At 49.4% G+C, this 25500-nt stretch carries 26 protein-coding genes and 1 pseudogene; 8 read left to right on the top strand and 19 right to left on the bottom strand.

The genetic code is table 11. The annotated features are described in order from the left end of the window. Nucleotides 1-274: 274 nt before the first annotated feature. A pseudogene (locus ACUU1I_RS10535) lies at nt 275-616 on the top strand (response regulator); the annotation flags it as partial. A gap of 40 nt (nt 617-656) precedes the next feature. On the opposite strand, the gene dcuC reads toward ACUU1I_RS10535, so the two are convergent. Then, nucleotides 657-2042, bottom strand: coding sequence for an anaerobic C4-dicarboxylate transporter DcuC (dcuC, locus tag ACUU1I_RS10530; RefSeq protein WP_000955063.1), 1386 nt, complete (start codon nt 2040-2042; stop codon nt 657-659). A 588-nt stretch (nt 2043-2630) separates the two neighbouring features. Between dcuC and pagP the strand changes: the two genes are divergently transcribed. After that, nucleotides 2631-3191 carry a lipid IV(A) palmitoyltransferase PagP gene (pagP, locus tag ACUU1I_RS10525; RefSeq protein WP_005049488.1) on the top strand — a complete coding sequence of 187 codons (561 nt, stop codon included), beginning with the start codon at nt 2631-2633 and terminating at the stop codon, nt 3189-3191. A 174-nt stretch (nt 3192-3365) separates the two neighbouring features. Next, nucleotides 3366-3575, top strand: a complete 210-nt coding sequence (cspE, locus tag ACUU1I_RS10520; RefSeq protein ID WP_000034825.1) for a transcription antiterminator/RNA stability regulator CspE — start codon at nt 3366-3368, stop codon at nt 3573-3575. Between the two features lie 53 nt (nt 3576-3628). Here cspE and crcB read toward each other — a convergent pair whose 3' ends face one another. Beyond that, entirely contained in the window at nt 3629-4012 is a 384-nt protein-coding gene (gene crcB, locus ACUU1I_RS10515) for a fluoride efflux transporter CrcB (protein WP_000939738.1), read from the bottom strand. A 92-nt stretch (nt 4013-4104) separates the two neighbouring features. On the opposite strand from crcB, the gene ACUU1I_RS10510 reads away from it, so the two are divergent. Together ACUU1I_RS10510 and tatE are read left to right on the top strand one after the other, a co-directional pair. Next, nucleotides 4105-4893 carry a deaminated glutathione amidase gene (locus tag ACUU1I_RS10510; protein WP_005049482.1) on the top strand — a complete coding sequence of 263 codons (789 nt, stop codon included), beginning with the start codon at nt 4105-4107 and terminating at the stop codon, nt 4891-4893. 128 nt (nt 4894-5021) lie between these two features. Then, nucleotides 5022-5225, top strand: a complete 204-nt coding sequence (gene tatE, locus ACUU1I_RS10505; RefSeq protein ID WP_000503931.1) for a twin-arginine translocase subunit TatE — start codon at nt 5022-5024, stop codon at nt 5223-5225. A gap of 100 nt (nt 5226-5325) precedes the next feature. Here tatE and lipA read toward each other — a convergent pair whose 3' ends face one another. The 15 genes from lipA to leuS form a co-directional block, all read right to left on the bottom strand. Further along, nucleotides 5326-6291 (bottom strand): lipoyl synthase, encoded by a 966-nt coding sequence (gene lipA / locus ACUU1I_RS10500; RefSeq protein ID WP_000042632.1) that lies wholly within the window; start codon nt 6289-6291, stop codon nt 5326-5328. Nucleotides 6292-6499: 208 nt separating this feature from the next. Further along, nucleotides 6500-7453, bottom strand: coding sequence for a YbeF family transcriptional regulator (locus ACUU1I_RS10495; protein ID WP_000378036.1), 954 nt, complete (start codon nt 7451-7453; stop codon nt 6500-6502). A 258-nt stretch (nt 7454-7711) separates the two neighbouring features. Next, complete coding sequence (gene lipB / locus ACUU1I_RS10490; protein ID WP_000284045.1) at nt 7712-8353, bottom strand: lipoyl(octanoyl) transferase LipB; 642 nt, start codon at nt 8351-8353, stop codon at nt 7712-7714. Nucleotides 8354-8453: 100 nt separating this feature from the next. Next, nucleotides 8454-8717 carry a DUF493 family protein YbeD gene (gene ybeD / locus ACUU1I_RS10485; RefSeq protein ID WP_000850550.1) on the bottom strand — a complete coding sequence of 88 codons (264 nt, stop codon included), beginning with the start codon at nt 8715-8717 and terminating at the stop codon, nt 8454-8456. A gap of 110 nt (nt 8718-8827) precedes the next feature. Beyond that, on the bottom strand, nt 8828-10039 hold the full coding sequence (gene dacA, locus ACUU1I_RS10480) for a D-alanyl-D-alanine carboxypeptidase DacA (RefSeq protein ID WP_001092085.1): 1212 nt from the start codon (nt 10037-10039) through the stop codon (nt 8828-8830). 138 nt (nt 10040-10177) lie between these two features. After that, nucleotides 10178-11266 (bottom strand): endolytic peptidoglycan transglycosylase RlpA, encoded by a 1089-nt coding sequence (gene rlpA / locus ACUU1I_RS10475; protein WP_001231407.1) that lies wholly within the window; start codon nt 11264-11266, stop codon nt 10178-10180. Nucleotides 11267-11276: 10 nt separating this feature from the next. After that, nucleotides 11277-12389, bottom strand: coding sequence for a peptidoglycan glycosyltransferase MrdB (mrdB, locus tag ACUU1I_RS10470; protein ID WP_000126358.1), 1113 nt, complete (start codon nt 12387-12389; stop codon nt 11277-11279). 2 nt (nt 12390-12391) lie between these two features. Next, nucleotides 12392-14293 (bottom strand): peptidoglycan DD-transpeptidase MrdA, encoded by a 1902-nt coding sequence (gene mrdA, locus ACUU1I_RS10465; RefSeq protein ID WP_000776191.1) that lies wholly within the window; start codon nt 14291-14293, stop codon nt 12392-12394. A 30-nt stretch (nt 14294-14323) separates the two neighbouring features. Continuing rightward, the gene (gene rlmH, locus ACUU1I_RS10460; RefSeq protein ID WP_000776103.1) at nt 14324-14791 is read right to left on the bottom strand and encodes a 23S rRNA (pseudouridine(1915)-N(3))-methyltransferase RlmH; all 468 of its coding nucleotides are present in this window, start codon (nt 14789-14791) and stop codon (nt 14324-14326) included. 3 nt (nt 14792-14794) lie between these two features. Beyond that, on the bottom strand, nt 14795-15112 hold the full coding sequence (gene rsfS / locus ACUU1I_RS10455; protein WP_001161664.1) for a ribosome silencing factor: 318 nt from the start codon (nt 15110-15112) through the stop codon (nt 14795-14797). Between the two features lie 259 nt (nt 15113-15371). Then, nucleotides 15372-15983, bottom strand: a complete 612-nt coding sequence (locus ACUU1I_RS10450) for an adenosylcobalamin/alpha-ribazole phosphatase (RefSeq protein ID WP_001241888.1) — start codon at nt 15981-15983, stop codon at nt 15372-15374. Between the two features lie 23 nt (nt 15984-16006). Further along, nucleotides 16007-16648 carry a nicotinate-nucleotide adenylyltransferase gene (gene nadD / locus ACUU1I_RS10445; RefSeq protein WP_000838889.1) on the bottom strand — a complete coding sequence of 214 codons (642 nt, stop codon included), beginning with the start codon at nt 16646-16648 and terminating at the stop codon, nt 16007-16009. A 1-nt stretch (nt 16649) separates the two neighbouring features. Next, nucleotides 16650-17681: a DNA polymerase III subunit delta gene (gene holA / locus ACUU1I_RS10440; RefSeq protein WP_000620545.1), complete on the bottom strand. Its 1032-nt coding sequence runs from the start codon at nt 17679-17681 to the stop codon at nt 16650-16652. Continuing rightward, a complete protein-coding gene (gene lptE / locus ACUU1I_RS10435) occupies nt 17681-18262 on the bottom strand; it encodes an LPS assembly lipoprotein LptE (RefSeq protein WP_001269672.1) in 582 nt (193 codons plus the stop codon). The genes holA and lptE overlap by 1 nt, the downstream gene beginning before the upstream one ends. A 14-nt stretch (nt 18263-18276) precedes the next feature. Next, the gene (gene leuS / locus ACUU1I_RS10430) at nt 18277-20859 is read right to left on the bottom strand and encodes a leucine--tRNA ligase (RefSeq protein WP_001157885.1); all 2583 of its coding nucleotides are present in this window, start codon (nt 20857-20859) and stop codon (nt 18277-18279) included. Between the two features lie 234 nt (nt 20860-21093). Between leuS and ACUU1I_RS10425 the strand changes: the two genes are divergently transcribed. Next, the gene (locus tag ACUU1I_RS10425) at nt 21094-21576 is read left to right on the top strand and encodes a zinc ribbon-containing protein (protein WP_001044871.1); all 483 of its coding nucleotides are present in this window, start codon (nt 21094-21096) and stop codon (nt 21574-21576) included. Between the two features lie 69 nt (nt 21577-21645). Here ACUU1I_RS10425 and ybeQ read toward each other — a convergent pair whose 3' ends face one another. After that, the gene (gene ybeQ / locus ACUU1I_RS10420; RefSeq protein WP_000583763.1) at nt 21646-22629 is read right to left on the bottom strand and encodes a Sel1 family TPR-like repeat protein YbeQ; all 984 of its coding nucleotides are present in this window, start codon (nt 22627-22629) and stop codon (nt 21646-21648) included. A gap of 157 nt (nt 22630-22786) precedes the next feature. Here ybeQ and ACUU1I_RS10415 point away from each other — a divergent pair, with 157 nt between their 5' ends. Both ACUU1I_RS10415 and ACUU1I_RS10410 read left to right on the top strand, forming a co-directional pair. Beyond that, on the top strand, nt 22787-23494 hold the full coding sequence (locus tag ACUU1I_RS10415) for a DUF1266 domain-containing protein (protein ID WP_000367145.1): 708 nt from the start codon (nt 22787-22789) through the stop codon (nt 23492-23494). Next, nucleotides 23491-24918 (top strand): J domain-containing protein, encoded by a 1428-nt coding sequence (locus ACUU1I_RS10410; protein WP_000786580.1) that lies wholly within the window; start codon nt 23491-23493, stop codon nt 24916-24918. The genes ACUU1I_RS10415 and ACUU1I_RS10410 overlap by 4 nt, the downstream gene beginning before the upstream one ends. Nucleotides 24919-24927: 9 nt before the next feature. Here ACUU1I_RS10410 and ACUU1I_RS10405 read toward each other — a convergent pair whose 3' ends face one another. After that, nucleotides 24928-25452 (bottom strand): tetratricopeptide repeat protein, encoded by a 525-nt coding sequence (locus tag ACUU1I_RS10405; protein ID WP_032156955.1) that lies wholly within the window; start codon nt 25450-25452, stop codon nt 24928-24930. Nucleotides 25453-25500 lie beyond the last annotated feature (48 nt).

The following is a 25500-nucleotide window of genomic DNA, read 5'->3' as shown; positions in this document are numbered from 1 at the left end:
GCATGAGCTGATTTGTGATATGAGTCATTTGGTGACAGCCTGGTTGTTATCGGTTTTGAACGTTTTTTGAAGCTATGATTGAAATGATTTATAGTGTTTTTGTTTTTCGTTTTTTCAATGAAACAAAAGCAATTTTTTACTATCTTTCGCGTTTCATTGGTTAACGCCTAAAATTTGTACTACAGGCTTGCAAGCCCCACCAAATCTAATCCCATCAGATCCCGAATAATCCAATGTTCTCCCGGTTTTTTCGTACTTCAAGTGAATCAATACACTGGGGCAAACGCTAACCCGTTTCCGCCAGTGTAAACATATGCTGGAAAGTATTGATAGCGCCAGCCAGAAGCAAATTGATGAGATGTTTAATGCCTATGCTCGCGGTGAACCCAAAGACGAACTGCCGACCGGCATTGACCCCTTGACGCTAAACGCGGTGCGAAAACTGTTTAAAGAGCCTGGTGTGCAACATACGGCAGAAACGGTGGCGCAGGCACTGACCATCAGCCGCACCACTGCCAGGCGTTATCTTGAATATTGCGCCAGCCGCCATCTGATTATTGCTGAAATTGTTCACGGCAAAGTTGGCAGACCACAACGCATATACCACAGTGGGTGACATGATAAAGCCGGAGGAAACTTGCCTCCGGCATTACTATTTACTTGCCTGTGACCGCTGCTGCCGTTCCTGGCACCATCAGCTCTGTAGCAACGATAACAATCACTAGCCCAACAAGCACCGGCACCGAGGTGCGTTTTACGACTTCAAATGGTGAGATTTTCGCCATCCCGGCAACCGCAACGACTACGCCAGAAACGGGTGATAGGGTACGACCCAGGTTTGACGCCTGCAGCATCGGGATAGTCAAATACGCCGGGTTAATGCCGGAAGAGTGCGCCAGTTTCGGGATCATCTCAACAAACGCATAAAACGGCGCATTGCCTGAACCGGTCGTGACTGCCGCCAGCATGGTCAGAATCACCAATACCAGCATCAGGATGATACTCGCCGAACCAAACGAGGTAGCGATAGAAATCAGACTTTGAATAAAGCCGATGGTGCTAAGCCCCTGAGCGAATACCCCAGCGGCAACCAGCAGCATCACCACGTTAGCAAACGCATCTGCCATCCCGCGATAAGCCACTTCCAGACCAGAGAAAACTTTCTGGGTATTAAAGCTGCGGAGGAACTCCAGAATGGAGGCAATCAGCATACAAATCACCAGAATAGTGATGATGTGTAATTGCGGACCCCATTTACCGTCAAAAATCAGTACACCGATGATCGGCGTGAACGGCAAAATGGCATAAAACGCGGGGGCAGTGGTGGTGATTTCACTGACATCTAACATTTCATGAGAGATGTGCTCTTTTTTATCCAGATAACGTTGCCAGAAGAAGTGGGCGATCGCCATGCCGATAATTGCAGCAATTGAGATAGGCAGCGTCGTTTTGAAGGCGAAGTCAATCAGCGACATTTCGGAAGCCTGCGCCGCCAGCACCACATCCCCTGAAGTCGGTGCGAGAATAATCGCCGCCGGGGAGGCACAAATGGCAGCTGCTGCGCCACGACTGATACCAACGTTTACCATCACCGGAAACAGGGTTGCCATCAGCAAAACACCCAGACCGGTTGCGGAAGAGACGGCCAGTGACATCAGACAAGCAACAAAATAGGCGGCAATCATCAGCAGGTAAGGGGAGTTAATATACTGCAATGGTTTTGACGCCAGCTTGACCACCATATCATTCGCGCCGATATGGGTCATGTAAGCGGCAAAGCCACACAGCATCATAATCATCATGCCGAGGTCGCCGCCGCGGCTCATTAGTAATATTTTAACGTATTCAACGATATCCGTGGCGCTGTAGCCTGTTGAAGCCTGGCTGGACGGTAACACTTTGTGCCCCATAATGGCACTGATAATCAGCAATAACAGGCCACCGACAAATAACACACCAGTGGCGGAATACCCTTTAATGATGTAGCGAGCTACACCCACAATAACCACAACCCCAATAAGGAGTTCAATGAATGTCAGCATAATTTTTCCTGTCTCCAGGCCCAAAGTAAATAATAAAAACTTCCTAAAGCTTAAGGAAAAAATATGCCCAATAAATTGGCGATGAATGCTGATTAAAATCAAGAAAAACTGCCATTAAGACATTGAAGTTGCTGTTTTTATACATAGATAACAAAACGCATATTTAGCGGTTGGCAATTATCACATAATAATGTGTGTAAATTGATGGTGGATTGATGCAAATTTGTTAATTGCAATGGTGTTAGCTGCGGCTGTGCGCTCAAAAAATAATCTAATATGAGCATGGGTTGACGATATATATTATATACTTCGTTAAGATGATTGTTGTATCTCGTTAAAAAAATAAAATAATTTTTCCTTGATTGCATTTTGTCATCAAAAAAGACTTGGTTTTTCTTTTTTGACTATTCCCATCGCAGAAAACGACGCATCATCTTTAATCGATGCGCGGAAATATTTAACTTGAACAAGCGGAAATAAATAGAGCAGCTATTCAGATTATTCTTTATGTTGGGTCTATTAAGGTTATGTTAATTGTAGCTTTGCTATGCTAGTAGTAGATTTTTGATAAATGTTTTATGGTCACAAATGAACGTGAGTAAATATGTCGCTATCTTTTCCTTTGTTTTTATTCAGTTAATCAGCGTTGGTAAAGTTTTTGCTAACGCAGATGAGAGGATGACAACGTTTAGAGAAAATATTGCACAAACCTGGCAACAGCCTGAACATTATGATTTATATATTCCTGCCATCACCTGGCATGCACGTTTCGCTTACGACAAAGAAAAAACCGATCGCTATAACGAGCGACCGTGGGGTGGCGGTTTTGGCCTGTCGCGTTGGGATGAAAAAGGAAACTGGCATGGCCTGTATGCCATGGCATTTAAGGACTCGTGGAACAAATGGGAACCGATTGCCGGATACGGATGGGAAAGTACCTGGCGACCGCTGGCGGATGAAAATTTTCATTTAGGTCTGGGATTCACCGCTGGCGTAACGGCACGCGATAACTGGAATTACATCCCTCTCCCGGTTCTACTGCCATTGGCCTCCGTGGGTTATGGCCCAGTGACTTTTCAGATGACCTACATTCCGGGTACCTACAACAATGGCAATGTGTACTTTGCCTGGATGCGCTTTCAGTTTTGAGGCAAATGAAGTTTTAGTAACTTCTTTAAAATCAATAACTAAAATAAGCAACATCAAAAATAACGCGACTTTTATCACTTTTTAGTAAAGTTGCACTGGACAAAGCGTACCACAATTGGTGTACTGATAACCGACACAGCATTTGTGTCTATTTTTCATGTAAAGGTAATTTTGATGTCTAAGATTAAAGGTAACGTTAAGTGGTTTAATGAGTCCAAAGGATTCGGTTTCATTACTCCGGAAGACGGCAGCAAAGACGTGTTCGTACACTTCTCTGCAATCCAGACTAATGGTTTTAAAACTCTTGCTGAAGGTCAGCGCGTAGAGTTCGAAATCACTAACGGTGCCAAAGGCCCTTCTGCTGCAAACGTAATCGCTCTGTAAGATACGTCAGCAAGAATTCAAAACCCGCTTAATCAGCGGGTTTTTTTTGGTCTTTAGTGTGCGGTTGAGGCCGAAAACAGCCAGAATGCCAGTGCGGTCATGGCAAAAGACCCCAGAAGGTTGACGAAAACGTTCAGTAATGCCCAGCCAAAGCGGCCCTCTTGTAACAAAAACACCACTTCTGCCGAAAATGTTGAGAAGGTTGTTAGACCGCCACAAAATCCGGTGGTGATTAATACTTTCCACACTGGATCAATGTTCGTCATCCTGCTGAACCAGGCGAATCCCATTCCTATGATGAATGCCCCAATCAGGTTTGCTGCCAGCGTCCCCAACGGAATCGCCTGATGCAGCGGGTTAAATCGCATACTTAACAGCCATCTCGCTACGCTTCCCGTACCACCGCCAATAAAAACTGCTAAAAGAAGTTGTAACACTGCAAAATCCTGCTATTTGATTTGTATGAGTGATAAGTGTAACGCCGAATAATCGTCGTTGGCGAATTTTACGACTCTGACAGGAGGTGGCAATGCTGGTTGCTGCAGGACAGTTTGCTGTTACATCTGTGTGGGAAAAGAACGCTGAGATTTGTGCCTCGTTGATGGCGCAGGCGGCGGAAAACGACGTATCGCTGTTTGTCCTGCCGGAAGCATTGCTGGCGCGCGATGATCATGATGCAGATCTATCGGTTAAATCAGCACAGCTGCTGGAAGGCGAATTCCTCGGACGTTTACGGCGAGAAAGTAAACGTAACATGATGACGACAATTCTGACGATTCATCTTCCTTCAACGCCGGGGCGCGCATGGAATATGCTGGTGGCACTTCAGGCAGGAAACATCGTCGCCCGTTATGCCAAACTGCATCTCTATGATGCATTTGCCATTCAGGAATCACGCCATGTTGATGCTGGTAATGAAATAGCTCCGTTACTGGAGGTGGAAGGGATGAAGGTCGGTCTGATGACCTGTTATGACTTACGCTTTCCAGAGCTGGCGCTGGCACAGGCTTTACAGGGAGCTGAAATCCTGGTACTTCCTGCCGCCTGGGTTCGTGGGCCGCTCAAAGAGCATCACTGGTCAACGTTGCTTGCCGCTCGTGCGCTGGATACCACCTGTTATATGGTGGCGGCGGGGGAGTGCGGGAACAAAAATATCGGGCAAAGCCGGATTATAGATCCCTTTGGCGTCACCATTGCGGCAGCGTCAGAAATGCCTGCACTCATTATGGCGGAAGTGACGCCCGAACGTGTGCGTCAGGTGCGCGCGCAACTGCCCATCTTAAACAACCGTCGCTTTGCGCCGCCGCAATTATTATGATGTTTTTTTACTCGGCGCTTGATTCACCTTGTTACAGATTGCTATTGTGTGCGCGCGTCGAATGACCGTTAATATTCTCTGGTTTTTAAGGCGCGTTCTGTTGCCGGTTATATGTCAAGAAGGTATCTATGGGTGAGATTAGTATTACCAAACTGCTGGTAGTTGCGGCGCTGGTCGTTCTGCTGTTTGGGACTAAGAAGTTACGTACGCTGGGCGGAGACCTTGGAGCGGCCATTAAAGGGTTCAAGAAGGCGATGAATGATGACGATGCTGCGGCGAAAAAAGGCGCAGACGTTGATCTTCAGGCTGAAAAGCTCTCTCATAAAGAGTGACGTGGCGAGCAGGACGCTCCCTCAATATCTTGTTCGATACAAAAAACCCGCTTCAAAAAGCGGGTTTTTTATCAGACAGATGTAAGTAATTATTACAGGATTACTTAACTTCCATCCCTTTCGCCTGCAAATCGGCGTGGTAAGAAGAGCGGACAAACGGACCGCATGCAGCATGGGTAAAGCCCATCGCCAGCGCTTCGGCTTTCATTTCGTCGAACTCATCCGGGCTAACGTAACGTTGAACCGGCAGGTGATGGCGGCTTGGCTGCAAATATTGCCCCAGCGTTAACATCGTCACACCATGACGGCGCAGGTCGCGCATTACCTCAATAATTTCTTCATTGGTTTCACCCAGACCCACCATCAGACCAGACTTGGTCGGGATTTCCGGATGCGCTTCTTTAAAGCGTTCCAGCAGCTTCAGCGACCAGTTGTAATCTGCGCCAGGCCGTACCTGCCGGTAAATACGCGGTACGTTTTCCAGGTTATGGTTGAACACATCTGGGGGCGTTGCAGTCAGAATATCCAGAGCACGATCCATTCGACCGCGGAAATCCGGCACCAGAGTTTCAATTTTGATTTGCGGGCTTTTTTCCCGAATGGCAGTAATACAATCCGCAAAGTGTTGGGCACCGCCATCGCGCAGGTCATCACGGTCAACGGAGGTGATAACCACATAACGCAGCGCCATATCGGCAATGGTCTGCGCCAGTTTCACTGGTTCATTGGCATCAGGAGCTACCGGGCGACCGTGGGCAACATCACAGAACGGACAACGGCGGGTACAAATAGCGCCGAGGATCATAAACGTTGCTGTGCCGTGGTTGAAGCATTCCGCCAGGTTAGGGCAGGAGGCTTCCTCGCAGACAGAATGCAGGCCATTTTTGCGCATTGCGGCTTTGATGCCCTGGATACGTGTAGAGTCCGCTGGAAGCTTGATTTTCATCCATTCCGGCTTGCGCAGCAGGGCTTCGCGCTCTGTTGCCACGTTTTTAACCGGGATAAGGGCCATCTTATCGGCATCGCGGTATTTAACACCGCGTTCCATCACAATGGGTTTACTCATAGCGTGCGTGTTCCAGTTGCGAATTACGAAGGAAAGCGTTTCAATTCAATAGATTGTTGTAATTATCAACTATTTTTGAATTAACGACTGGCAGTATATCATTGAAACGGACCTGAAAGCAGCCAAAGCGGTCGCGAAAATGTAAAATTGTTGTTGGATTGTGCCATTTTATCGTTCTGCACTGTGATCTGGCTGTAACAATACTTTTTCAAAATGCATTACGGATAACATCTATTACTCCGTGCAGGATGGGATCACGCAGGCTGAATTTGTTGTAGTGGATAGAGAAATCTATTTGCTCCTCATTTAAGGACGGAAAAGGCAGTTTTTCCAGCGGCCAGCAACGACTAAACAGGTTATAAAAACGGCTGGGAATAATCGCTAACATGTCACTGTTGGCAACCAGTGCAGCGATTGTCAAAATGTTGTAGCTGGTGAAATTGATTTGCCGGTCCGGAAACATCTCTTGAACTCTCTGCCGCAGACCGCTGAAATTTTGCCCTTCCGGTAACAGAAGTACATGCGCAGCGTTGTCGATAGTCTCTCTGTCATCTTCTAAAGAGAGTAGTGGATTTCCCTTGCGGCAAATTAACACCATATTGTCGGTGAACAGAACATGATGTTGCACCGTACGATTGGTGCAAAACATGTTATCGATGATGAGATCGGTTTGAAACTGACTGAGTTGGTTTTCCGCGTCGCTGATGGGCGGGTTGCGCAGTAAAAGCTGCGGATAGTGAGTTTTAATCGCCCGATAGATGACAGGAAGGACCAGGGCTCCGACCGAGGGAGTGGTCGCAATAGTTATCGTTCGTTGCTTATCATAGCTTCCTTCGATATCCAGCGCGCCAAGAATGGACTCAAGGCCCTGACTGATATACTCATGTAGATGCATCGCAAATGCGGTAGGAGTGACACCCTGGCCTTTGCGAATAAACAATGGGTCAGGGAATATAACGCGCAGTTTCTGAATAGACTGACTGATTGCCGAGGGGGTCAGATTAAGCACTTTCGCTGCATTAACGATCCCTTTATGTACATATACAGCTTCAAAAATAGTCAGAAGGTTAAGATCAATATTTCGTAAGGTTGTAAATATTTGTGGTTTACCTTCTGACGACTTTCTGCTTAAACAGGGTTCAATTTGATTATTACTATCCACGCACTTACTCCAATTTTATTCATGGAAAAATAATATTTAAAAAATTACAATAATCTTATGTCTAATTGGAACGGAACGCTTTTGCTCACCATAATCAACTATTTCAATAGGTTAATCAATGGGGTGAGTTACGGAGCAAGGCGTGGCACCGCATTTCTGCAAGTGATAAAGAAAATATACAAACGCGAAGGAGATGTAAAGCATTAGCAGGTATTATGAGTAATGACCCAGTGTAAATTGGGCCATTGATGTATGGAATTAAGCGGTAATATATTCGAAGTCCGGATTGTTTAGTAGCGCTAAAATATTTTCCAGTAAACGTGGAGCAATATTATTAGTCGTCGCTTCGGGTTTCCATTGTGATATTTTAGCCATTTCCATTCCGGCATACCCACAAGGATTAATACGTAAAAATGGTGAAAGATCCATATTGACGTTTAATGCCAGACCGTGGAATGAACAACCGCGTCGAATTCGTAAACCCAGTGAGCAAATTTTCTTTTCCCCGACATAGACACCAGGCGCGTCAGCCCGAGGATGCGCTTCTATACCCAGTTCAGCCAGGGTATTCACCACTGTTTGCTCAAGCAAGGTCACCAGTTCACGCACACCGAGTTTACGGCGTTTCAGGTTAAGCAACACATACATCACCTGTTGTCCCGGCCCGTGATAAGTCACCTGCCCACCGCGATCGCTCTGGATCACCGGAATATCACCCGGCATTAAAATGTGCTCCGCTTTTCCTGCCTGACCTTGGGTGAATACCGGATAGTGCTCGACCAGCCAGATTTCATCAAGGGTACTATTATCGCGGGTATCGGTGAATTCATGCATAGCCCGGGAGATTGGCTCGTAAGGCTGAAGACCGAGCTGGCGGACAAGAATTTTATCCTGATACAAAACGGCATCTCCGTGGAGAATGAGTAAAAGTGGGGGAAAAGTATATCACAGCGAGGAGAGGAGAGTTACCCGACCAGGAGCCGGGTAACGGAGAAGCGAGTTACAGAACCATGCGGACAATATCGATTTTGCCCAGTTCTTCATACAGTGTTTCAACCTGCTCGATATGAGTGGCGTTGATAGTGATAGATACCGAGTGGTAGTTGCCTTTGCTGCTTGGTTTTACCGTTGGGGTGTAGTCACCTGGCGCATGGCGCTGTACCACTTCAACCACCTGATCAACCAGCTCAGGTAACGCCTGCCCCATAACTTTGTAAGTAAAAGGAGTAGGGAATTCAAGCAGTTCGTTAAGTTTGGTTTTCATGTCAGCTCCGGCGTAACGTAATTAAATAGCAACTCCCGCCAGAAGGTGGGAGTTTTTTTACTGATGCTTAGTATATGGGGACGGAAATTACACTTTCAAGTGTTCAATTTTTAACCAAACCAGTGATGGAACATTAATTTAATGTAATCAATGATTTTGCCGAAGAAGTTACCTTCCGGGATTTCTTGCAACACAACCAGCGGGCGTTGCTCGATCGTTTTGCCATCAAGCTGGAAGTTGATAGTTCCGACGACCTGATTCTTTTGCAGCGGCGCATGCAATTCACTGCTGTTCAGCACATAGCTGGCTTTCAGATCTTTCATGCGACCACGCGGAATGGTCAGGTACACGTCTTTATCAACCCCTAACGAAGCGCGATCAGAATCACTAAACCAAACCGGTTCTGAGGCGAACTCTTTACCTACTTTCAGTGGGTTAACGGTTTCGAAGAAACGGAAGCCCCAGGTTAGCAGTTTTTTACTTTCGGCTTCACGGCCTTTAAAAGTACGTCCACCCATCACCGCAGAAATCAAGCGCATCTGGCCTTCAGTCGCAGAAGCAACAAGGTTGTAACCTGCTTTGTCAGTGTGTCCGGTTTTGATGCCGTCGACATTCAGGCTGTTATCCCATAACAGGCCGTTACGGTTCAGCTGGCGAATACCGTTAAACGTAAATTCTTTTTCTTTATAGATCGAGTATTCATTCGGTACGTCACGGATCAATGCCTGGCCGATCAGCGCCATATCTCGCGCGGAGCTGTACTGACCATCAGCATCCAGACCATGTACCGTCTGGAAGTGGGTATTTTTCAGGCCCAGTGCGTTAACGTAGCTGTTCATCAAGCCAACAAAAGCGTCCTGGCTACCAGCGGCAAAATCGGCCATGGCGACACAAGCATCGTTACCCGATTGCAGGTTAATACCGCGGATCAGCTGAGAAACCGGAACCTGCATGCCCGGTTTGAGGAACATCAGCGAAGAACCTTTAAACACCGGGTTACCGGTGGCCCATGCGTCGTTGCCGATAGTGACTAAATCAGTTTCTTTAAATTTACCGGCTTTCATTGCCTGGCCGATAACGTAACTGGTCATCATTTTGGTCAGGCTGGCAGGATCGCGGCGGACATCTGCGTTCTGTTCGGCGAGCACTTTGCCGGAGTTATAGTCAATCAGGATGTAGGACTCCGCATCGATCTGCGGTACACCCGGGATCATAGTTTTGATATTCAGGTCATCGGCATGTGCAGCAGAGATAAAGGCTGTGCAAAGAGCCGTGGTGAGCGCCAGGCGCTTCATGATACGAGCGGAAAAAATGGTATTCATGGTCTGAACTACGACATCCGTGATGGAATTAAAAAAGTGCCCTACTATAGCAAATGCACTACCGGCAGGCATCTGACTTTCCGCGTGACTTTGTTAACGTCATTTACAGAAATTGACACATCAGATGCCTGCTTTACGCTACTGCGCGGTAGTAATAAATGACTGTAATTGGGCTTCGGTTTGCAAACGTTGCTGCAAGGTACTGGCTTCGGCTTTGCTGGCGAATGGGCCAAGCTGGATCCGCCAGACCGCGCCATTTTGAGTTACGCGACCGGGGACGCCGAACTTCTGTCCCAGTTGCTGTTGGTACTGTTGCGCACGAGCCTGATCGCTTACGGCCCCGACTTGCACCATAAAGTTGCCGCTGGCGCTTTGCGAGGCGGCTTGCGGTGTCACCATTGCAGGCGAGGTTGCAGGCGTTGTCGACGAAGCTGTAACAACGGGCTGTGGCGCAGGCGTCGGTTCGCTGCCTTCCAGTACACCAGGCGCTAAGGTCGTTTGAGCGCCGAGGAAACCGCTACTGGTTACCGGCGCGCCGGTCGGATCTTCGCTTTTTAGCGTCGAATTACTGACCGGAAGAATGTCACCCTGCGGGCCAGACACTGAACTTGTTCCCGCGCCACCGCTTAAATCGGGAGGTGCAGGCAGGGCATAAGTCTGTTTGGCGACTGTGGTACAAGCCATACCAGGACCAGAAAGCGAACCATCCTGGGCGACAATAATCGGATCGATACGAACTTTGGTGTTGTTTGACGTGTTAAGACGGTCAGCTGCCGCGCGAGAAAGCGAAATAACGCGGTCGTTGCCGTAAGGGCCGCGATCATTAATGCGCACCACGATCATTCGCCCGTTAGCCAGGTTAGTGATTCTGGCGTAGCTGGGGATCGGAAGCGTTGGATGGGCCGCCGTCAGCTTTGTCGGATCGAAAGCTTCGCCAGAGGCCGTCAGGTTACTGCCTGGTTCGGCATCATAGATTGCCGCCAGTCCCGCCTGGCTAAATCGAGACGGATCCTGCACGATTTTGTAGCTTTTACCGTCGCGCTGGTAATCCTGATTTGCCGTCGCGTTCAGTGGTTCGAAACGCGGGTCCGCCCCGCTAATTTCAACTATGGGGCCGTTACATACCGCAGGCTGCGGTACACTTACCGTCTGTTGCTGACCATCATCGCTTGTACATGCCGCGAGCATTCCTGCCGCGATGCAGATCCCGAGCCACTGCTTACGCATTGCGCACCTCTTACACGCTTTTCGACAACATTTTCCTGTGGGTGTGGATTGACATTACAATCCCGAACCCAGCCATCAGCACAATTAGCGCCGATCCTCCATAACTGACCAGTGGGAGCGGAACCCCTACAACCGGCAGAATACCGCTTACCATACCAATATTTACGAAGACATAAACGAATAATATCAGCATTAAGCCACCAGCCATGACGCGACCAAAGGTGGTTTGCGCTCTGGCGGCTATCCACAGCCCGCGCATGATCAGCAGAATGTAGAGAGCGAGCAGAATCAGAATGCCCACTAATCCCAGCTCTTCCGCCAGTACCGCGAAGATAAAGTCAGTATGGCGTTCGGGGAGAAATTCAAGCTGTGACTGAGTGCCGTGCAGCCAGCCTTTGCCGCGTAATCCGCCGGAGCCAATAGCAATTTTAGACTGAATAATGTGATAGCCCGCGCCGAGTGGGTCTGATTCCGGGTCTAGGAGCATCATTACGCGCTGGCGCTGGTAATCATGCATCAGGAAGAACCATAGAATCGGAATGAACGCCGCTACCAGCACTACTGCGACGCCAATCAGACGCCAGCTAAGGCCAGAGAGGAACAGTACAAACAGACCGGAAAGCGCAACGAGGATTGATGTTCCCAGGTCAGGCTGTGCAGCCACCAGCAGCGTGGGCATAAATATCAGCACCAGCGCGATGCCAGTGTTCTTCAACGATGGCGGGCAAACGTCGCGGTTGATAAAGCGCGCAACCATCAGTGGTACGGCTATTTTGGCAATTTCCGACGGCTGAAAACGAACAATACCGAGGTCCAGCCAGCGTTGAGCGCCTTTAGAGATGGCTCCGAAAGCATCTACCGCCACCAGCAAAATAATACAGATGATATAGAGATAGGGGGCCCAGCCTTCATAAACGCGTGGAGGAATTTGCGCCATCACCACCATGATGACCAGACCCATCGCGATTTGGCCGATTTTACGCTCCATCATGCCAATATCCTGACCGCTGGCGCTCCAGATAACCAGGGCGCTGTAAACCAGCAATGCCAGTAAAATCAGCAGCATTGTGGGATCGAGATGGACTTTATCCCAGAATGTTTTTTTATTCGGATTAGCCGTCATGATTAATGGTCCTCCGCTGCGGCAACCGCTGGATTTTCCGCAGGCAGATCGGTGTTGTTATCACCCAGCATAATGTGGTCGAGGATCTGGCGCATCAGCGTACCAACCGCCGGACCCGCGCCGCCGTTCTCCAGAATCATGGCGACAGCCACTTGCGGATTGTTGTATGGCGCAAAGGCGGTCATCAGTTTGTGGTCACGTAAACGCTCGGCAATTTTGTGCGCATTATAGGTTTCGTTCGCTTTCAGACCGAAGACCTGAGCGGTACCAGATTTCGCCGCAATTTTGTACGGTGCGCTGGCAAAGTATTTATGCGCCGTACCATTAGGGCGGTTAGCAACACCGTACATACCGTCTTTCGCCAGCTCCCAGTAACCGGAATGAATATCGCCGACGGGCGGTTCATGCGGTTGTACCCATGGCACCTGTTTGCCGTCTTCGGCGGTGCTCATCAGCAAATGCGGAACCTTCACGATACCGTCATTAATCAGGATCATCAGTGCCTTACTCATCTGGATTGGGGTCGCTGTCCAGTAACCCTGGCCGATACCAACCGGAATGGTGTCACCCTGATACCACGGTTTTTTAAAGCGTTTCTGTTTCCATTCGCGGGTAGGCATGTTGCCGGAACGTTCTTCCGCCAGGTCGATACCGGTGTAATGACCATAACCGAATTTACCCATCCATTCGGAGAGGCGATCGATCCCCATATCGTAGGCCACCTGATAGAAGAAGGTATCCGCAGATTCTTCCAGCGATCTTGTGACATTCAGACGCCCGTGGCCCCATTTTTTCCAGTCACGATAACGTTTTTCCGACCCTGGTAGTTGCCACCAGCCTGGGTCAAACAGCGTCGTATTGCGCGTGATCACCCCGGCGCTTAATGCCGAAACCGCCACATAGGGTTTAACTGTAGACGCGGGAGGATAAACCCCCTGTGTGGCGCGGTTCACCAGCGGTGTATTCGGGTCGTTCAGCAAGGCGGAATAATCTTTGCTGGAGATACCGTCAACAAACAGGTTTGGGTCATAACTAGGCGTGGAAACCAGCGCCAGCACCCCACCTGTACGCGGATCGGTAACAACCACAGCTGCGCGGCTACCCGCCAGCAGCGTTTCAATATATTGCTGGAGTTTGAGATCCAGCGTCAGGTAAATATCGTGTCCGGCTTGCGGTGGTACTTCTTTTAACTGGCGGATAACACGCCCACGGTTGTTAACTTCAACCTCTTCATAACCGGTCTGACCGTGCAGCACGTCTTCATAGTAACGCTCAATGCCCAGCTTACCAATATCATGCGTTGCCGCATAGTTGGCCAGTTTGCCGTCATTATTCAGGCGTTCGACGTCTTTATCGTTGATTTTCGACACATATCCGATGACGTGGGTCAACGCCGAACCGTAAGGATAGTAACGACGTTTATAGCCTTTAACTTCGACACCCGGAAAACGGTACTGATTGACGGCAAAGCGAGCTACTTGTACTTCGGTCAGGTTAGTTTTCACCGGAATAGAGGTGAAACGGTGTGAACGTGCGCGCTCTTTTCGGAATGCAGCAATATCGTCATCGGTCAGATCTACCACGCTGCGCAAAGCGTCCAGCGTTTGCTGCACGTTATCGACTTTCTCCGGCATCATTTCTATCTGGTAGATAGTGCGGTTGAGGGCCAGAGGGATACCGTTACGGTCGTAGATAATGCCGCGGCTGGGCGCGATAGGCACCAGCTTAATGCGGTTTTCATTAGAGCGGGTCTGGTAGTCGGTAAAGCGAACAATTTGCAGATTATACAGGTTGGCGATAAGCACGCCGGTCAGCAGCAAAATCCCCAAAAAGGCGACCAGCGCCCGGCGCACAAACAGCGCGGACTCTGCCGTATAGTCGCGAAAAGAGTTCTGTAGTTTCATCCGCTGCGTTTTCTACTCAAAGCTCCCTTATCACTCACGGTGATAAGGATGGTTGGTGGTGATGCTCCACGCCCGGTACAGACTCTCTGCGACCAGCACGCGAACCAGCGGATGGGGGAGGGTAAGCGCCGACAGCGACCAGCTCTGCTCAGCCGCCGCTTTACAGGCAGGCGACAACCCTTCAGGCCCGCCAATCAGTAGACTTACGTCGCGACCATCCAGCTTCCAGCGTTCCAGCTCAGCGGCTAACTGCGGCGTATCCCAGGGCTTGCCTGGAATATCGAGGATGACAATGCGGTTTTTGCCTGCGGCCGCCAACATCTGCTCACCCTCTTTGTCGAGTATGCGCTTGATGTCCGCATTCTTGCCGCGTTTGCCGGCCGGAATTTCAATCAGCTCGAAGGGCATATCTTTCGGAAAACGACGCAGGTACTCGGTAAAACCGGTTTGTACCCAGTCCGGCATTTTCGTTCCCACGGCGACAAGTTGCAGCTTCACGCATTAACTCCAGAGTTTTTCCAGTTCATACAGGCGACGGCTCTCTTCCTGCATGACATGGACAATCACATCGCCCAAATCCACGACAATCCAGTCGGCGCTGTTTTCACCTTCTACGCCGAGCGGTAACAGGCCCGCTGCGCGAGACTCCTGCACAACGTGGTCAGCAATGGACATAACATGACGGCTGGACGTACCCGTACAGATGATCATGCAGTCGGTGATGCTGGATTTGCCTTGAACGTCTAAGGCGATGATGTCCTGACCTTTGAGGTCATCAATTTTGTCGATAACAAAATCCTGGAGTGCTTTACCCTGCAAGTTTTCCCCCTGGGTGAATCAAATAGATAAAAATGGTCTGTCAGTATACCTGAACCAGAGGCGATTTCGGGACAATTGTCGCCGAATCGGCTTTCGAAAGTGGGCTATCATCCCACCCCGCGCCGCAGATTGCATCGCCATTTTTGTAAAACAATTTCTACAAAGTCGTGTCTGGCGGAAAAAGTCTGGCTGCGGAGAATATCAGCCTGCCCGGGGCTGTCAATGGTCGTTGCGGCTTACCCGTAAAAAAACAGAAAAGTCATGCATTCTCGACCCCGATGGCACGGCTATTGAGGACGCGTAGCGTCGCGAATTTTTGGTTGATATCAATGGCGCTCCAACACCCCTGGTCAACGCGAAAATGCCACATAGACTCGGCAGGCATGCCAATTAAACGAGCAATTAACAGACTCAGTACGCCCTGATGGCTGACGATTAAAATATTCTGATAGTGCTGATATTCACTAAGCCTTGCGATAAAGCGTTCCACACGTTGCGAAAATGCCTGAAATCCTTCACCGTTCGTGGGGATAGCATGCTGCCAGTCATTGCACCACGCGCTATAGTTTTCGGCATCTTCTTGCATGAGGTCGCGATGATGTCGCATCTCCCAGTCGCCAAAAAACATTTCGTTGAGTTCAGGGATGATATGAACGGGGAGCTGGCGGTCACTGAGAACCAGTCGCGCGGTATGCTGTGCCCGTTCCAGTTCACTGCATAAAACCAGGTCAAAGGAAACATCATCTAGCAGTGTATGCAGATTTTGCGCTTGCTCAATACCGCGTGCGGTCAGGGGTGTGGGCGCATGACCGCTGTACAGACCATCGACATTCGCTTGTGTTTCGCCATGACGAATTAACCACAGTCGCATCATGCCCTCCGTAACGACAGGTATCAGCGATACAAGCCTTGTTGGTTAATGTAAGTCAATACCGGTTCCGGCAATAAATCCTCACACGATTCACCGTTTTGCAAACGTTCGCGGATGATGGTCGCCGAGATGTTAAACCACGGCGTTTCAGCCAGATAAATTTTACCGGCAGGCTGAAGGTGAAGATCTTCCGGGTTATGTGTCAAATGATCTTCCAGCCATTGCTGGTATTGCGGTTGCGCCATTTCAAGTGGGTAACCTGGACGCCGACAGACGATCAAATGTGCATTGTCGAGTATCGTTTCGTATTCGTACCAGGTCGGAAAGGTCAGCAATGAATCCTGACCAATAATAAACGCCAGCGGCACGTCCGGTCCTTGTTCCTGCCGCCACTCTTTCAGTGTTTGTGCAGTGTAAGAGGGGGCATTGCGCTTTAGCTCGCGTTCATCAAGAGTAAATAATGGCTTGTCGGCAATCGCCAGTTCAAGCATGTGTTTACGCTGCACGCTGTTCGCTTCCGGCTGGGGACGATGCGGAGGAACATTATTAGGGATGATTGTGACCCGCGTCAGACCAATCAAATTCGCCAGCGTTTCCACGGGTTTTAGATGACCATAGTGCACCGGATCAAAGGTGCCGCCAAACAGAGCCTGTAAAGATTTCATATCAACCGTCGATAAATACGTCCGCCAGGGGTTTATGGCACAACAGAAGAGATAACCCTTCCAGCTCTGCCCACACTGACTGACCGTAATCTTGTTTGAGGGTGAGTTCCGTTCGTGTCAGGAGTTGCACGGCCTGACGTAACTGCGGCTGACTTAAGCGATTTAACGCCTCGCCCATCATGCCCCGGCGGTTCTGCCATACCCGATGCTTATCAAACAACGTACGCAGTGGCGTATGGGCAGACTGGCGTTTCAGGTTAACCAGTAACAACAGTTCACGTTGTAATGTGCGCAACAAAATAACCGGCTCGCTGCCTTCCAGACGCAGTTGCTGAAGAATATGCAACGCGCGCTTACTTTTTCCCATCAACAAAGCATCAACCCAATGAAAAGGGGTGAAATGCGCGGCATCATTCACCGCCTGTTCAACGCGCGGTAATGTCAGTTTGCCGTCTGGCCAGAGCAGCGATAAACGCTCCAGTGCCTGAGCCAGCGCCAGCAGGTTACCTTCATAACAGTAGCAGAGCACCTGATTCGCCGCGTCATCCAGTTCTAAGTTGAGCTGTTTTGCGCGCACAGCAACCCAGCGGGGAAGCTGAGCCTGCTCCGGTGTCTGACAGGTCACCTGCACGCTGCGATTCGCAAGAGCAGTAAACCAGGCGGCATTTTCTTGCGCTTTGCTTAATTTATTACCGCGGACGATCAACAGCAGGTCGTCATGCAGAAGTCCGGTGAGTGTGAGAAGTTGTTCATTGATCGCCGCATTCGGTCCGTTTTCTGGTAACAACAGCAATAGCGTTTGTCGACTGGCAAACAGACTCATAGCCTGGCATAACGAAAAGATCGCATTCCAGTCAGTGTTGGGATCAATGGAAAAAGTGTGGTGTTCTTCGAATCCTTGTGCCGCAGCTACCTGGCGAACAGCGTCCTGGCTTTCCTGCAATAACAGAGGATCGTTACCAAGTAAAAGATACGCCGCGCGCAGCCCTTCATTGAGCTGCGCGCGGAGTTGTTCCGGGTACAACCGAATCATCAGTTACCCAGCATGGTGGAGACGCGTGCAGGCGTTGCCGGAGTATCCGTTGTGGTCGACGTCTGTTCTTCGTCGGAACGAATATCCGCAGCACGGATGCTTGGCAGCTTACGAATCAGCTGTTCGGCAGCACGGTCGTACATCTCTTTTACGATCATGTCTTGTTCGTTATCTTTCGCTAACGCCATTTGCGGGTTATCGAAGAATGAACGGAAGACTTTGGCGCTAATCGGGTAGATATCACGGCCGGGGATCAACACGGTCGCATTCACCGTCATGATCATCTGATACTCTGCTGTTTGACCGTTACGGAATACCGATGCGGTATCTTTCGCGATGCTCACTTTACCCAAACGCAGGGATGGAACGTCCTTACGCGTGGTTTCTTTATCAAGCAACTCGACACCATTCAGACGTAACTGGTTACGCACCGCACGGCTTAATGGCCCGTTCGGATCGCCTGAGTCTAGGATCATGACCTTCATAGTGGAAGGAACCTGCGTGGTGTCACGCAGATGCCAGCCACACCCGGCGGTGATTAACACCGCCAGAGATAACAACAATGTTGCCAGATATCGCACGCTTCCTCCCGCGCTTAGCCAACGACCAGATTGAGGAGTTTACCTGGTACGTAAATCACTTTACGTACAGTAACGCCATCAAGATATTTTGCTACCAGATGTTCCTGGCCAGCACGTTCGCGAACCTGTTCTTCCGTTGCGTCCACCGGAACGGTGATTTTGGCACGGACTTTACCGTTAACCTGCACCACGACCAGCGTGGAGTCTTCCACCATCGCTTTTTCGTCAGCAACCGGCCACGGCGCGTTGTCGATATCGCCTTCGCCTTTGAGTTCCTGCCACAGCGTGAAGCAGATGTGCGGGGTGAACGGGTTGAGCATACGGACAACGGCCAGCAGTGCTTCCTGCATCAGAGCGCGATCCTGCTCGCCATCGGTCGGTGCTTTCGCCAGTTTGTTCATCAGCTCCATAATCGCCGCAATTGCGGTGTTGAAGGTCTGACGACGGCCGATATCATCGGTCACTTTAGCGATAGTTTTATGCACATCGCGACGCAGCGCTTTCTGATCTTCAGTCAGCGCATCAACGTTCAGTGCCGCAACATCACCTTTTGCTGTGTGCTCGTACACCAGTTTCCAGACACGTTTCAGGAAGCGGTTAGCCCCTTCCACACCGGATTCCTGCCATTCGAGAGTCATATCAGCCGGAGAAGCAAACATCATAAACAGACGAACGGTGTCCGCGCCGTAACGTTCAACCATCACCTGCGGGTCGATACCGTTGTTCTTCGACTTGGACATTTTGCTCATGCCGGTATAAACCAGTTCATGGCCTGCCGCATCTTTCGCTTTCACGATACGGCCTTTCTCGTCACGTTCAACGATAGCATCAACCGGGGAAACCCAGTTACGTTCGCCGTTTTCGCCAACATAGTAGAAGGCATCTGCCAGCACCATACCCTGACACAGCAACTGTTTCGCTGGTTCGTCAGAGTTCACCATGCCTGCATCACGCATCAGTTTGTGGAAGAAGCGGAAGTAGAGCAGGTGCATAATGGCGTGTTCGATACCACCAATGTAGATATCCACCGGCAGCCAGTAGTTAGCCGCTTCGGAATCCAGCATACCTTCTTTGTACTCTGGGCAAGTGTAGCGCGCATAGTACCAGGAGGACTCCATAAAGGTGTCGAAAGTGTCGGTTTCACGCAGCGCTGGCATACCGTTAACGGTAGTTTTTGCCCACTCCGGATCTGCTTTAATCGGGCTGGTAATGCCGTCCATCACCACATCTTCCGGCAGGATCACCGGCAGCTGGTCGTCCGGGGTTGGCATTACGGTACCGTCTTCCAGCGTCACCATCGGAATCGGCGCGCCCCAGTAACGCTGACGAGAAACACCCCAGTCGCGCAGGCGGTAGTTCACTTTACGCTCGCCAACGCCCATCGCAGTCAGTTTATCGGCGATGGCGTTGAAGGCCGCTTCATGGTCAAGACCGTTGAACTCGCCAGAGTTGAACAGCACGCCTTTTTCAGTCAGGGCTTGCTGAGAAAGATCTGGCTCAGAGCCGTCAGCCGCCAGGATAACCGGTTTGATGTTCAGGCCGTATTTAGAGGCAAACTCGTAGTCGCGCTGGTCGTGACCCGGAACCGCCATAACTGCGCCCGTGCCGTACTCCATCAATACGAAGTTTGCTGCCCAAACGGGAATTTCTTCGCCCGTTAATGGGTGAACAGCTTTAAAGCCAGTATCGACGCCTTTTTTCTCCAGCGTCGCCATTTCAGCTTCGGCAACTTTGGTGTTACGGCATTCGTCAATAAAGGCCGCCAGTTCAGGATTATTTTCCGCCGCTTTCTGCGCCAGCGGATGACCCGCAGCTACCGCCAGGTAGGTACAACCCATAAAGGTGTCCGGGCGGGTAGTGTAAACGGTCAGCGTGTTGTCATAGTCGTTAACGTTGAAGGTGATCTCCACGCCTTCGGAACGACCGATCCAGTTACGCTGCATGGTTTTAACGGTGTCTGGCCAGTGATCCAGTTTATCCAGATCGTTGAGCAGCTCGTCAGCGTAAGCAGTGATTTTGATAAACCACTGCGGGATCTCTTTACGTTCAACTTTGGTATCGCAGCGCCAGCAGCAGCCGTCGATAACTTGTTCGTTCGCCAGTACGGTCTGGTCGTTCGGGCACCAGTTGACCGCAGAAGTCTTTTTATATACCAGGCCTTTTTTATACAGCTCGGTGAAGAATTTCTGTTCCCAACGGTAGTATTCCGGCGTACAGGTTGCCAGCTCGCGGCTCCAGTCATAACCAAAGCCCAGCATTTTGAGCTGGTTTTTCATATACGCGATGTTGTCGTACGTCCACGGTGCCGGAGCGGTGTTGTTTTTCACCGCCGCGCCTTCCGCAGGCAGACCAAACGCGTCCCAGCCGATCGGCTGCAGAACGTTTTTGCCCAGCATGCGCTGGTAACGGGCGATCACGTCACCGATGGTGTAGTTACGTACGTGGCCCATGTGTAGTCGACCAGAAGGATAGGGAAGCATAGACAGGCAGTAATACTTCTCTTTGCTCTCGTCTTCGGTTACTTCAAATGTGCGCTTCTCATCCCAATGAAGCTGTACTTTGGATTCTATCTCTTCCGGGCGGTATTGCTCTTGCATGGCAGCCAGTGGTCCTGTTTTCAATACGGCTACAAATGTAGCGTTGAGGTGGTTTTTCAGATCCGCATAGCATAGCCCAAACGTCCGCGTCAAAACAGCCTTTCGCGCACTCGACGTTGAAATGATGCCCGGATTATTCGTACATTAATTTACAGAGTTTGTGGGCGTATTAGCAAAGCAAGGAACAAAGAACGTCTATTATTATAGTCAGTTAACGACCCGGGAGATGAAACGATGAACAAGGTTGCTCAATATTACCGTGAACTGGTCGCGTCACTGAACGAACGCCTGCGCAATGGCGAACGTGATATCGACGCACTGGTGGAACAGGCGCGCGAGCGCGTAATAAAAACAGGGGAGTTAACGCGAACCGAGATCGATGAGCTGACGCGAGCTGTCAGACGTGACCTGGAAGAGTTCGCCATGAGCTATGAAGAGAGCCTGAAAGAAGAATCTGACAGCGTCTTTATGCGGGTGATTAAAGAAAGCTTGTGGCAGGAGCTGGCAGACATCACCGATAAAACGCAGCTTGAATGGCGCGAAGTTTTCCAGGACCTCAATCATCATGGGGTTTATCACAGCGGAGAAGTGGTCGGGCTGGGAAATCTGGTCTGCGAGAAATGTCACTTCCATCTCCCGATCTACACACCGGAAGTGCTGACGCTATGCCCGAAATGTGGTTATGACCAGTTCCAGAGACGCCCGTTTGAGCCGTAATAGTCTGATTTCGCATAGCAATAAAGAGAATATGGGCAGAATGAAATTCCCCGGCCCTTGTTTTTATTTCTACAGTAAAGCTTCAGTCTCACGAATTTCCTGACTGACATCTCTGGTTCCGGATGACTGAACTTTACGATACAGGTCGAGAGCCTGTCGGAGATCGACAGGTCTTCCTTCTCCGTAGTGATACATAATGGCCAGGTTATACCAGGCAGTGGCGTCATTGCATTCAGCGGCTTTCGTAAACCATTCAAAGGCAGCCTGATAATCTTTCTCAACGCCTTGTCCGTGTTTATACATATAACCGATGTTGACGTAAGCGCCGACGCTTTCCTGAGCGGCAGCCTTCAGATACCAGTACATCGCTTGCTTATAGTCCTGGTCCACCCCTTCGCCAGCGTTATAATCCCATGCAATTTGAAACTGGGCGTGCCGATTACCCTGCTGTGCGCTTTTCAAATACCAGAATGCGGCGAGTGTCTTGTTTTGAGCAACGCCTTCTCCGTCTTTATAAAGATCGGCCAGATTGTCTTGTGCGTAACTATGGCCTTGTAATGCAGCTTGTTTGTACCAGAAAAATGCCAGCGTATAGTCTTGTGCGACTCCGTTGCCATTTCTGTACATCCATCCAAGATTATTTTGCGCATAAGACATTCCGCTCTCCGCGGCTATCTGATACCAGGTAACCGCTTCTTTATAGTTGGGGTCTTCTCCACGATCCAGTATCCAGCCAAGGGCGTTGGAAGCGAAAGTATGGCCTTGTAGGGCAGCTTTTTTCAGCCAGAAGATGGCTTGCTCATTATCTTTATGACGGCTTTTATCCTCGGTATACTTTTGCCCTAAGGAATACTGTGCTTCACAATGACCTTGCTCAGCGGCCAGCTTCAGCCAGTAAAAGGCCTTTTCGTCGTCCGGAGAGTCAATTGCGCTATCGCGATTATAATAAAACCCAACAATATATTGAGCCTCGCAATCGCCTTTTTCAGCACGTTCGATAATCTCATCTATTGATAAATTATCGCAGCAACTTGACGTAAAAATTATTATCATTTCCTTATGGTTGTAGATAAAATATATTATATTTTTATGTGTTCCATTTTTGCGTAATCCTTATTTTATGCGTATTATGTTGCGTCAGAAAAGTATAAATAACTGAGTCTCGAAATGTAGTTTGCATTCATTAAATGAATGTTTAAGGATAAATTATATGGACATGGGGTCGCAAAAAATATTGTTTGCACTTTCCACTCCGATGGAAATACGCAATGAATGCTGTTTACCTTCGCATTCATCCCCCAAAATGTATTTAGGTACATGCTTTTTTGACCTTTCTTCCTCATGGGGAATTGATGACCGTGATGACCTGCTGCGCACAATTCACCGAATGATCGAGAACGGTCATGCCGCTCGGTTGGCAGGGTTTTATCACCGCTGGTTTCGTTATTCTCCATGTGAATGGCGTGACTATCTTGCTGAATTAAATGAGCAAGGTCAGGCTTATGCGCAATTTGTCGCCAGCACAGCCGAATGCTGTGGTGAGGGAGGAATTAAAGCATGGGATTATGTCCGGATGGGTTTTTTAAGTCGAATGGGCGTACTTAATAACTGGTTGAGTGAAGAAGAAAGTCTATGGATCCTGTCGCGTATTCATCTACGGGCTCTACGTTATTATAGTAACTGGCGGCAATACTTTGCCGGTTATACCTTTGGTCGGCAATATTGGCAGTCTCCCGAAGATGATCATCTGCCTTTATTACGCGAATTCTTAGCGCGTAAAGAATACGACGATTCCGGCAATGATATGTTTTATCAATTATTTGCCAGTGATGATGCGTATTACCCTACCTTGTCCTGGCAACCACTGGCTGACTACCCCACATGCCCGGAAACGCTTAAGGATATGAGCGACTTATGAAAAATTGCTGGAAGATCCTCGATATAGAGGAAACGACTGACGTCGATATTATCCGCCGCGCTTATCTGGCGCTGTTACCGTCCTTTCATCCAGAAACCGATCCGCAGGGTTTTAAACAACTTCGTCAGGCGTATGAGGAGGCGCTACGGATTGCGCAGTCGCCTGCTAAATCTGTTTGGCAACCAGAAGAATATGAGGTAGCAGAACATGAAATTCTGCTCGCCTTTCGCGCGTTACTTGCCTCTGATAGCGAACGTTTTCTGCCCTCCGCCTGGCAGCGATTCATTCAGCAATTAAATTATTGCTCGATGGAAGAGATTGATGAATTACGCTGGTCGCTGTGCACAATCGCCATGAACACTGCCCATTTATCCTTCGAGTGCGTGGTGTTATTAGCAGAAAGATTGCGGTGGTTGCAGGAGGAAAACGTCGGGGAAATAGACGAAGAAGAACTGGAATCCTTTTTATATGCCATTGCGAAGGGGAATGTTTTTAACTTCCAGACCATTCTGCATCTGCCCGTTGCCGTGCAAAATGACACCATCGATTTTTACCAAATGTTCGCTCGGATTTGGTCATCGCATCCAGAATGGCTGACATTGTATTTAGCGCAACATCGCGCAGTGATTATCCCCGATGATGCAAAACTGCACAGAAATTTACTCCGCTGGTATAGCGCAAGCCGCCTGGGAATCCCCGAACTCCTGGATTACGCCCGGTCGTGGCGGGAAGCTGAACCTGATAATGAAGATGCGCGTTATTATGAATACGCACAACGCGTCTATTGTGGAGAAGGCGAAAGCCTGCTGGCAGAACTTTGTTACTACTGGCGCGAGTATCCCTCCACCCAGGCGGATGCTTTAATGTTGCAATGGTGCCGTCAGCATCGGGTCGATTATTACCCATTAGTGGTGATGATGATTGAAGCGCGTGATCTGGTTAACGATCAGGGAAAACCGCTACTTTATGTCCCCGGCGACAGCGCCCGTACGCGTTTTCATTTATACGAAATACTCAGCGATGAAAAACTCTCTGCGCTGGGGCGTTCACTGGTCGAGATGGTTTTGCACAAAGGACGTAAGCCGCGGATCTCACTCACGCGTGATACAGAACATCCCTTATGGCCATTATATTTAGTTGCCAAACAATTAGTGCAGGCCAGCCAACCGACAGAAGAATCATTAATGCCGATTGTGAGCCGCCTTGATGCAGAAGATCGTTGTCCACTGGAAGCATTAATTATTCGTCGATTATTAATTCAGGCGGCGAATTTTACCGGTCAGGAAACCGTCGAGCCGGAGCCGCAACCGCAGCCAATGCCCGTTGACGATGGCGGGCTGGGCTGTCTGGGCGTCATCAAAATTATTTTCTACATTTTTATCTTTGCCGGTTTGATAGGGAAAATACTCCATCTCTTCGGGTGACAGTCGACGTTAATGTGCGGGAAGTCCGGCAAGTAATCTTTCCGCATTTTTGTAATGTTGTTTGGCGGCCAGTTTTAACCATTTTTGAGATTCATAATGGTTAACATTAATACCAGTGCCATTTCTGTAGATCAAACCCAAAGTATATTGAGCATGAGCATACCCTTGTTCAGCTGCTTCCTTATACCAGAGAATTGCTTTACGGGTATCGGGTTTGACTCCCAGGCCTTTCAGGTAGATCCACCCCAGTTTGCTTTGTGCGCGCGGATTTTCCTGTTCTGCTGATTGCTCATACCAGTATCTCGCCTGTGTATAATCCAGTGGTTTACCGTCGCTACCATGAAGATAAAATTCGCCAAGGCGATATTGCGATGTTGAGTGACCATGAATCGCGGAAAGCTCCGTGGCTGCCGTGGTTAACGGTAGACTGCCTGGTGATCTTAAATAATCAAAGGCATAATTCACCATGGCTTTATCACGCAACGTCGTTTTCTTGGGTTGGCTAATACAGGTAATTGCTGCAACTATAAAAATTGGGTAATGACTCCAACTTACTGATAGTGTTTTATGTTCAGATAATGC

It is taken from the genome of Shigella sp. SIG3 (genome assembly GCF_053555855.1).
The sequence above is the reverse complement of the archived record's forward strand: the minus strand, read 5'-3'. Positions and strand labels throughout refer to the sequence as shown.

Coding starts and splice junctions, on each gene's coding strand:
- dcuC (WP_000955063.1), bottom strand. CDS start 2,042: ATGCTGACATTCATTGAACTCCTTATTGGGGTTGTGGTTATTGTGGGT.
- pagP (WP_005049488.1), top strand. CDS start 2,631: ATGAACGTGAGTAAATATGTCGCTATCTTTTCCTTTGTTTTTATTCAG.
- cspE (WP_000034825.1), top strand. CDS start 3,366: ATGTCTAAGATTAAAGGTAACGTTAAGTGGTTTAATGAGTCCAAAGGA.
- ACUU1I_RS10510 (WP_005049482.1), top strand. CDS start 4,105: ATGCTGGTTGCTGCAGGACAGTTTGCTGTTACATCTGTGTGGGAAAAG.
- tatE (WP_000503931.1), top strand. CDS start 5,022: ATGGGTGAGATTAGTATTACCAAACTGCTGGTAGTTGCGGCGCTGGTC.
- lipA (WP_000042632.1), bottom strand. CDS start 6,291: ATGAGTAAACCCATTGTGATGGAACGCGGTGTTAAATACCGCGATGCC.
- ybeD (WP_000850550.1), bottom strand. CDS start 8,717: ATGAAAACCAAACTTAACGAACTGCTTGAATTCCCTACTCCTTTTACT.
- dacA (WP_001092085.1), bottom strand. CDS start 10,039: ATGAATACCATTTTTTCCGCTCGTATCATGAAGCGCCTGGCGCTCACC.
- rlpA (WP_001231407.1), bottom strand. CDS start 11,266: ATGCGTAAGCAGTGGCTCGGGATCTGCATCGCGGCAGGAATGCTCGCG.
- mrdB (WP_000126358.1), bottom strand. CDS start 12,389: ATGACGGCTAATCCGAATAAAAAAACATTCTGGGATAAAGTCCATCTC.
- mrdA (WP_000776191.1), bottom strand. CDS start 14,293: ATGAAACTACAGAACTCTTTTCGCGACTATACGGCAGAGTCCGCGCTG.
- ACUU1I_RS10450 (WP_001241888.1), bottom strand. CDS start 15,983: ATGCGACTGTGGTTAATTCGTCATGGCGAAACACAAGCGAATGTCGAT.
- nadD (WP_000838889.1), bottom strand. CDS start 16,648: ATGAAATCTTTACAGGCTCTGTTTGGCGGCACCTTTGATCCGGTGCAC.
- holA (WP_000620545.1), bottom strand. CDS start 17,681: ATGATTCGGTTGTACCCGGAACAACTCCGCGCGCAGCTCAATGAAGGG.
- leuS (WP_001157885.1), bottom strand. CDS start 20,859: ATGCAAGAGCAATACCGCCCGGAAGAGATAGAATCCAAAGTACAGCTT.
- ACUU1I_RS10425 (WP_001044871.1), top strand. CDS start 21,094: ATGAACAAGGTTGCTCAATATTACCGTGAACTGGTCGCGTCACTGAAC.
- ybeQ (WP_000583763.1), bottom strand. CDS start 22,629: ATGATAATAATTTTTACGTCAAGTTGCTGCGATAATTTATCAATAGAT.
- ACUU1I_RS10415 (WP_000367145.1), top strand. CDS start 22,787: ATGGACATGGGGTCGCAAAAAATATTGTTTGCACTTTCCACTCCGATG.
- ACUU1I_RS10410 (WP_000786580.1), top strand. CDS start 23,491: ATGAAAAATTGCTGGAAGATCCTCGATATAGAGGAAACGACTGACGTC.